Annotated in this window: 5 protein-coding genes; all 5 read right to left on the bottom strand. The window is 71.4% G+C overall.

Annotated elements, in window-relative coordinates; all coding sequences use genetic code 11:
• A partial coding sequence (locus ACWDVG_RS29555) for a PAC2 family protein (RefSeq protein ID WP_451703692.1) occupies window positions 1–1,007 on the bottom strand: 1,007 nt, incomplete at its 3' end.
• A gap of 208 nt (window positions 1,008–1,215) precedes the next feature.
• Window positions 1,216–2,820, bottom strand: coding sequence for an FAD-dependent oxidoreductase (locus ACWDVG_RS29550; RefSeq protein ID WP_451703691.1), 1,605 nt, complete (start codon window positions 2,818–2,820; stop codon window positions 1,216–1,218).
• Between the two features lie 6 nt (window positions 2,821–2,826).
• Window positions 2,827–4,362: a glycerol kinase GlpK gene (glpK, locus tag ACWDVG_RS29545; protein ID WP_451703689.1), complete on the bottom strand. Its 1,536-nt coding sequence runs from the start codon at window positions 4,360–4,362 to the stop codon at window positions 2,827–2,829.
• Window positions 4,363–4,397: 35 nt separating this feature from the next.
• The gene (locus ACWDVG_RS29540) at window positions 4,398–5,156 is read right to left on the bottom strand and encodes an MIP/aquaporin family protein (RefSeq protein ID WP_451703687.1); all 759 of its coding nucleotides are present in this window, start codon (window positions 5,154–5,156) and stop codon (window positions 4,398–4,400) included.
• 279 nt (window positions 5,157–5,435) lie between these two features.
• A complete protein-coding gene (locus ACWDVG_RS29535; protein WP_451703695.1) occupies window positions 5,436–6,200 on the bottom strand; it encodes an IclR family transcriptional regulator in 765 nt (254 codons plus the stop codon).
• Window positions 6,201–6,372: the final 172 nt, after the last annotated feature.

Genomic DNA, 6,372 nt, shown 5'->3' with positions numbered 1-6,372 from the left:
CCGTCGTCGCCCTCCGGGGCGTCGGCCGGCGGCTCCGCGCCCGGCACCGCCTCCGGTCCCGGCTGCTCCGGCTTCGGCGGACGAGTGCGGCCGCTGGTGGAGTCCCGGAGGAACTCGCCGCCCTCCGACGCCACCCCCGGGCCGTGGCCCTGGCCGGGCCCCGCGCCCGGGTCGCGCCGCCGCAGATAGCGCTCGAACTCGCGGGCGATGGCCTCGCCCGACGCCTCCGGCAGCTCCGCCGTGTCCCGCGCCTCCTCCAGGGTCTGCACGTACTCGGCGACCTCGCTGTCCTCGGCGGCGAGCTGGTCCACGCCCAGCTGCCAGGCGCGCGCGTCCTCCGGCAGTTCGCCGAGCGGGATGCGCAGCCCGATCAGGTCCTCCAGGCGGTTGAGCAGCGCCAGCGTCGCCTTCGGGTTCGGCGGCTGCGAGACGTAGTGGGGCACCGCGGCCCACAGGCTGACCGCCGGCACGCCCGCGTGGGTGCACGCCTCCTGGAGGATGCCGACGATGCCCGTCGGGCCCTCGTAGCGGGTCTCCTCCAGGTCCATCGTCCTCGCCAGGTCCGGGTCGGAGGTGACCCCGCTGACCGGAACCGGACGGGTGTGCGGGGTGTCGCCGAGCAGCGCGCCCAGGATCACCACCATCTCCACGCCCAGCTCGTGGGCGAAGCCGAGCAGCTCGTTGCAGAAGGAGCGCCAGCGCATCGAGGGCTCGATCCCGCGGACGAGCACCAGGTCGCGGGGCTTGTCGCCGCCGACCCGCACCACGGAGAGCCGCGTCGTCGGCCAGGTGATCTTCCGGACACCGTTCTCCAGGAAGACCGTCGGCCGGTTGACCTGGAAGTCGTAGTAGTCCTCGGCGTCCAGCGCCGCGAACACCTCGCCCTTCCATTCCCGGTCCAGATGGGCGACCGCGGTGGAGGCGGCGTCGCCGGCGTCGTTCCAGCCCTCGAACGCGGCCACCATGACCGGGTCGATCAGCTCGGGAACCCCCTCGAGCTCGATCACCCAGCGCCTCCTTTTCCAAGTTCCTGTCGTACGGACCAACCTTACGGCTTTCCGGCGGTCCGTCCGCAGCCCCGGGACGGCCCCGAAAACCCGTGCGGCCTTGATCGACTACCCAGGATCGCGGCCTCGCACACGGGTCCGCCGGTGTCCGTGCCGCACGCCGAAGGGGCGGCTCCTCCGGGAGGAACCGCCCCTTCACCCGCGGGAGTTACTTCCGCAGCAGCGCCTCGACCTCGGCGCGGATCTCGTCCGTCGCGAGACCGCGGACGGTCAACGTCGTGCGGCGGCGCAGCACGTCGTCCGCCGTCTCGGCCCACTCGTGGTCGCGGGCGTAGGCCACCTGCGCCCAGATCTCCGGGGCGTCCGGGTGGATGCGGCGGGCCAGGTCCGGGTTCTCGTTCGCCATGCGGGCGATCTCGAAGGAGAGCGAGCCGTAGTGCGTCGCCAGGTGCTTGGCGGTGTCGGCGGCCATGCGCGGGCCGGGGGCCGGACCGTCGACGAGCAGCCGGTGGGCGACCGCGTTCGGGTTGGCGATGCCGGGGAGCGGCAGCCGCTTCGGGAGCGCGGAGACCGGCTCGTAGTCCTCGCCCAGCGGGTGGCCGGGGAGCGACTCCAGCTTCTTCATGATCGTGCGGCCGATGTGGCGGAAGGTGGTCCACTTGCCGCCGGCGACCGACAGCATGCCGCCGCGGCCCTCGGTGACGACCGTCTCGCGCTTCGCCTTGGAGGTGTCGCCGGGGCCGCCGGGCAGCACCCGCAGGCCCGCGAAGGCGTAGGTGATCAGGTCGCGCGACAGCTGCTGGTCGCGGATGGAGAAGGCGGCCTCGTCCAGGATCTGGGCGGTGTCCTTCTCGGTGACCGCGACCTCGGCAGGGTCGCCCTCGTACTCCTCGTCGGTGGTGCCGAGCAGGAGCATGTCCTCCCAGGGGAGGGCGAAGGTGATCCGGTACTTGTCGATCGGGGTGGCCAGCGCGGCCTTCCAGGGGGCGGTCCGCTTGAGCACCAGGTGGGCGCCCTTGGAGAGGCGGATGGAGGGGGCCGCGTTCGGGTCCTCCATCCTGCGCAGGTGGTCGACCCAGGGGCCGGTGGCGTTGAGCACCAGGCGGGCGGTGACGCCGAACTCCTCGCCGGAGAGGCGGTCGCGCAGCTCGGCGCCGGTGACCCGGCCGCGGGTGAAGCGGAGCCCGGTGACCTCGGCGTGGTTGAGGACGGTGGCGCCCGCGTCGACGGCGGCGCGGACCGTCATCAGCGCCATGCGGGCGTCGTTCATCTGGTCGTCGCCGTAGACGGCGACGGCCTTGAGGTTGTCCGTGCGCAGCTCCGGCACGTCCTGGGCCGCCTTGGCGGGGGAGAGGAGGTGGCCGACGCCGTCGCCGAAGGCCGAGAGGGCGGAGTACGCGAAGACTCCGGCGCCCAGCTTGGCGGCGCCGTGCGGGCCGCCCTTGTAGACGGGCAGGTAGAAGGTGAGCGGGTTCGCGAGGTGCGGGGCCACCTGGCGGGAGACCGCGCGCCGCTCGAAGTGGTTCTCCGCGACGAGCTTCACGGCGCCGGTCTGGAGGTAGCGCAGGCCGCCGTGGAGGAGCTTGGAGGAGGCGGAGGAGGTGGCGCCGGCGAAGTCGCCGGCGTCCACCAGGGCCACCCGCAGGCCCGACTGCGCGGCGTGCCAGGCGGTGGAGATGCCGAGGATGCCGCCGCCGATCACCAGGAGGTCGTACGTCGCCTTGGAGAGCTGGTCCCGGGTCTCGGCGCGGCTCGGCAGGGAGCCGGCAGCCGGGCGCGTCCCGAGTGCGGGGACGCTCTGCAGGGTGGTCATCTCGAATTACTCCTCGTCAGTTCCGTCTTCGAGCCAGCCCATGGAGCGTTCGACGGCCTTCAGCCAGCTCTTGTACTCGCGGTCGCGCTTGTCGGCGTCCATGCGAGGGGTCCATTCCGCCGCGCGGCGCCAGTTGGCGCGCAGGGCGTCGGTGTCGGGCCAGAAGCCGACGGCGAGGCCGGCGGCGTAGGCGGCACCGAGGCAGGTGGTCTCGGCGACCATCGGGCGCACGACCGGCGCGTCGAGGAAGTCCGAGAGGGTCTGCATCAGCAGGTTGTTGGAGGTCATGCCGCCGTCGACCTTGAGGGCGGTCAGCTCGACGCCGGAGTCCTTCGTCATGGCGTCGGTGATCTCGCGGGTCTGCCAGGCGGTGGCCTCCAGGACGGCGCGGGCGATGTGCGCCTTGGTGACGTACCGGGTGAGGCCGGCGATGACACCGCGGGCGTCGGAGCGCCAGTAGGGGGCGAACAGGCCGGAGAAGGCGGGCACGAAGTAGGCGCCGCCGTTGTCCTCGACCGAGGACGCGAGGGTCTCGATCTCGGCGGCGGACTTGATCAGGCCCATCTGGTCGCGCATCCACTGCACCAGGGAGCCGGTGACGGCGATCGAGCCCTCCAGGGCGTAGACCGGCTTGTCCTCGCCGATCTGGTAGCCGACGGTGGTCAGCAGGCCGCTGTAGGAGTTGATGATCTTGTCGCCGGTGTTCATCAGCATGAAGGTGCCGGTGCCGTACGTGGACTTGGCCTCGCCCTCGGCGAAACAGGTCTGGCCGAAGAGGGCCGCCTGCTGGTCGCCGAGCGCGGACGCGACCGGGACGCCGTCGAGGATGCCGCCCTTGACCGTGCCGTACACCTCGGCGGAGGAGCGGATCTCCGGCAGCACGGCGGCCGGGATGTCCATCGACTGGAGGATCCGCTCGTCCCACGCCATGTCGTGGAGGTTCATCAGGAGGGTGCGCGAGGCGTTGGTGACGTCGGTGACGTGGACGCCGCCGTTCACACCGCCGGTGAGGTTCCAGATGACCCAGGAGTCCATGGTGCCGAAGAGGATCTCGCCGCGCTCGGCGCGCTCGCGCAGGCCCTCGACGTTGTCGAGGAGCCAGCGGACCTTGGGGCCGGAGAAGTAGCTCGCGAGCGGCAGGCCGGTCTCGCGGCGGAAGCGGTCCTGGCCGACGTTGCGGCCGAGTTCCTTGCAGAGGGCGTCGGTGCGGGTGTCCTGCCAGACGAGGGCGTTGTGGACCGGCTCGCCGGTGTTCCTGTCCCACAGCAGCGTGGTCTCGCGCTGGTTGGTGATGCCGATGGCCTTGACGTCGGCGGCGGTGATGCCGGCCTTGACGAGGGCCCCGGCGACGACCTCCTGGACGTTGGTCCAGATCTCGGCGGCGTCGTGCTCGACCCAGCCCGGCTTCGGGAAGATCTGCTCGTGCTCCTTCTGGTCGACCGAGACGATCCGGCCGTCCTTGTCGAAGACGATGCAGCGGGAGGAGGTGGTGCCCTGGTCGATGGCGGCGATGAAGGGGCCCGCGGTGTGTGCGTCGGTCACGGTGTGCTCCAAGGGAAGTCTGGAAGAAGGACGGCTCAGGCGAACGTGAGGGAGTAGATACCCGCGGCGAGGGCTCCACCGATCAGGGGTCCCACGACCGGGATCCAGGCGTAGCTCCAGTCGGAGCCGCCCTTGTTCGGCAGCGGCAGCAGGGCGTGCACGATCCGGGGGCCGAGGTCGCGCGCCGGGTTGATCGCGTAACCGGTGGGACCGCCGAGCGAGAGGCCGATCGAGACGACCACGAAGGCGGTGATCAGGGCGCCGAGGACGCCGAGGCCCTTGCCGCTGTCGTTGAGGCCCTGGGTGAGCACGGCGAGGACGAGCACGACGGTGCCGATGATCTCGGTGACCAGGTTCTGCCAGGTGTTGCGGATCTCGGGTCCGGTGGAGAAGACGCCCAGCACGGGGCCGGGGCCCTCCACCGGCTTCTCGCCGAGGGTCTCCGGGTCCGTGAGGTGCGCCTGGAACTGGCCGTAGTAGGCCAGCCAGACCAGCGCCGCGCCGATCATCGCGCCGAGCATCTGGCCGGCGACGTAGACCGGGACGTTGCTCCAGTCGCCGTCCTTGACCGCGATGCCGACCGTCACGGCGGGGTTCAGATGGGCGCCGGAGAGGGAAGCTGTCATGTACACCGCCGTCATCACGGCGAAGCCCCACCCGAAGGTGATCGCGAGCCAGCCCGCACCACGGGCCTTGGAGCTCTTGAGCGTCACGGCGGCGCAGACGCCGCCGCCGAGCAGAATGAGTACGGCGGTACCGATGGTCTCGCCGAGGAAGATGTCGGAGCTGGACACCCGCGACTCCTTTGTCCTTCGTCCAGGGGAAGGCGAACCCCGGGTCCCTCCGGTGGTCCGCGCCCTCGTGGTGAGGGCGTTTCCGGCCCTTGGCACTGCCACACTCTAGCGTGTATTGCCGGTAGCTGTTCGACAATGCCGACCGATGAACGGAAGTTTTGCCCCCGGGTTAACTGCGCGTCAAGGCCCTGGGAAACGAAAGACCCGCCGATAACGCGATCGTTACCGACGGGTTCGGTGCGGCCCGGAGGGGCGGGCCCGCAGGCCCCCCCGGGTGGATCAGAAGCGGCCGGCCCCCAGGTCCCTGGAGACCGCGCGGGCGCAGTCCCGCACCGCCGCCACCAGCTCGGGCCGCAGCTCCCCGCCCGGGCAGAGCCGCTCCACGGCCCCCGTGACCGCCACCGCGCCGACCGGCATCCGCCGCCGGTCGTGGATCGGCGCCGCCACCGAGGCCACGCCCTCCCAGGTCTCCTCCACGTCCGCGGCCCAGCCGCGCGCCCGCGTCATGTCGAGCAGCTCCTCGAAGGCGCCCAGCTCCGTGGTCGTCCGGGGCGTGAGCGGCTTCCGCTCCACCTCCACGGCCTCGCTGTGCGCCACCGGGTCGTACGCCGAGAGCACCTTGCCCAGCGCAGTGGAGTGCAGCGGCTGCATCGCCCCCACCTCCAGGACCTGCCGGCTGTCGTCCGGCCGGAAGACGTGGTGCACGATCAGGACGCCCTGCTGGTGCAGGACGCCCAGGTGGACGCTCTCGCCGCTGGACCGCGCCAGGTCGTCCGTCCACACCAGCGCCCGCGCACGCAGCTCGTGCACGTCCAGATAGCTGTTGCCGAGGCGCAGCAGCTCCGCGCCGAGCTGGTAGCGGCCCGACGCCCCGTCCTGCTCGACGAAGCCCTCGGCCTGGAGGGTGCGCAGGATTCCGTGGGCCGTGCCCTTCGCGAGACCCAGCGAGGACGCGATGTCGGACAGGCCGAGCCGGCGCTCGCCGCCCGCGAGCAGTCGCAGCATCGCCGCCGCCCGTTCAAGCGACTGGATGTTCTTCGCCATCGCCCGGCCCTTCTCCTCACACCGCTCATTCATGATGTTCGACAATGCTGAACACTATCGGTCGATGCCGACCTTGCGTCACACCACACAGTGTCGGTGAAGAAGGGGCCGTACCGGGAGTCCTCGCACACAGGATGCCGTCCGCCTCGTGGGACGCCGTGTCCACCCCGGC

Source organism: Streptomyces sp. NPDC003327 (genome assembly GCF_053589515.1).
The sequence above is the reverse complement of the archived record's forward strand: the minus strand, read 5'-3'. Positions and strand labels throughout refer to the sequence as shown.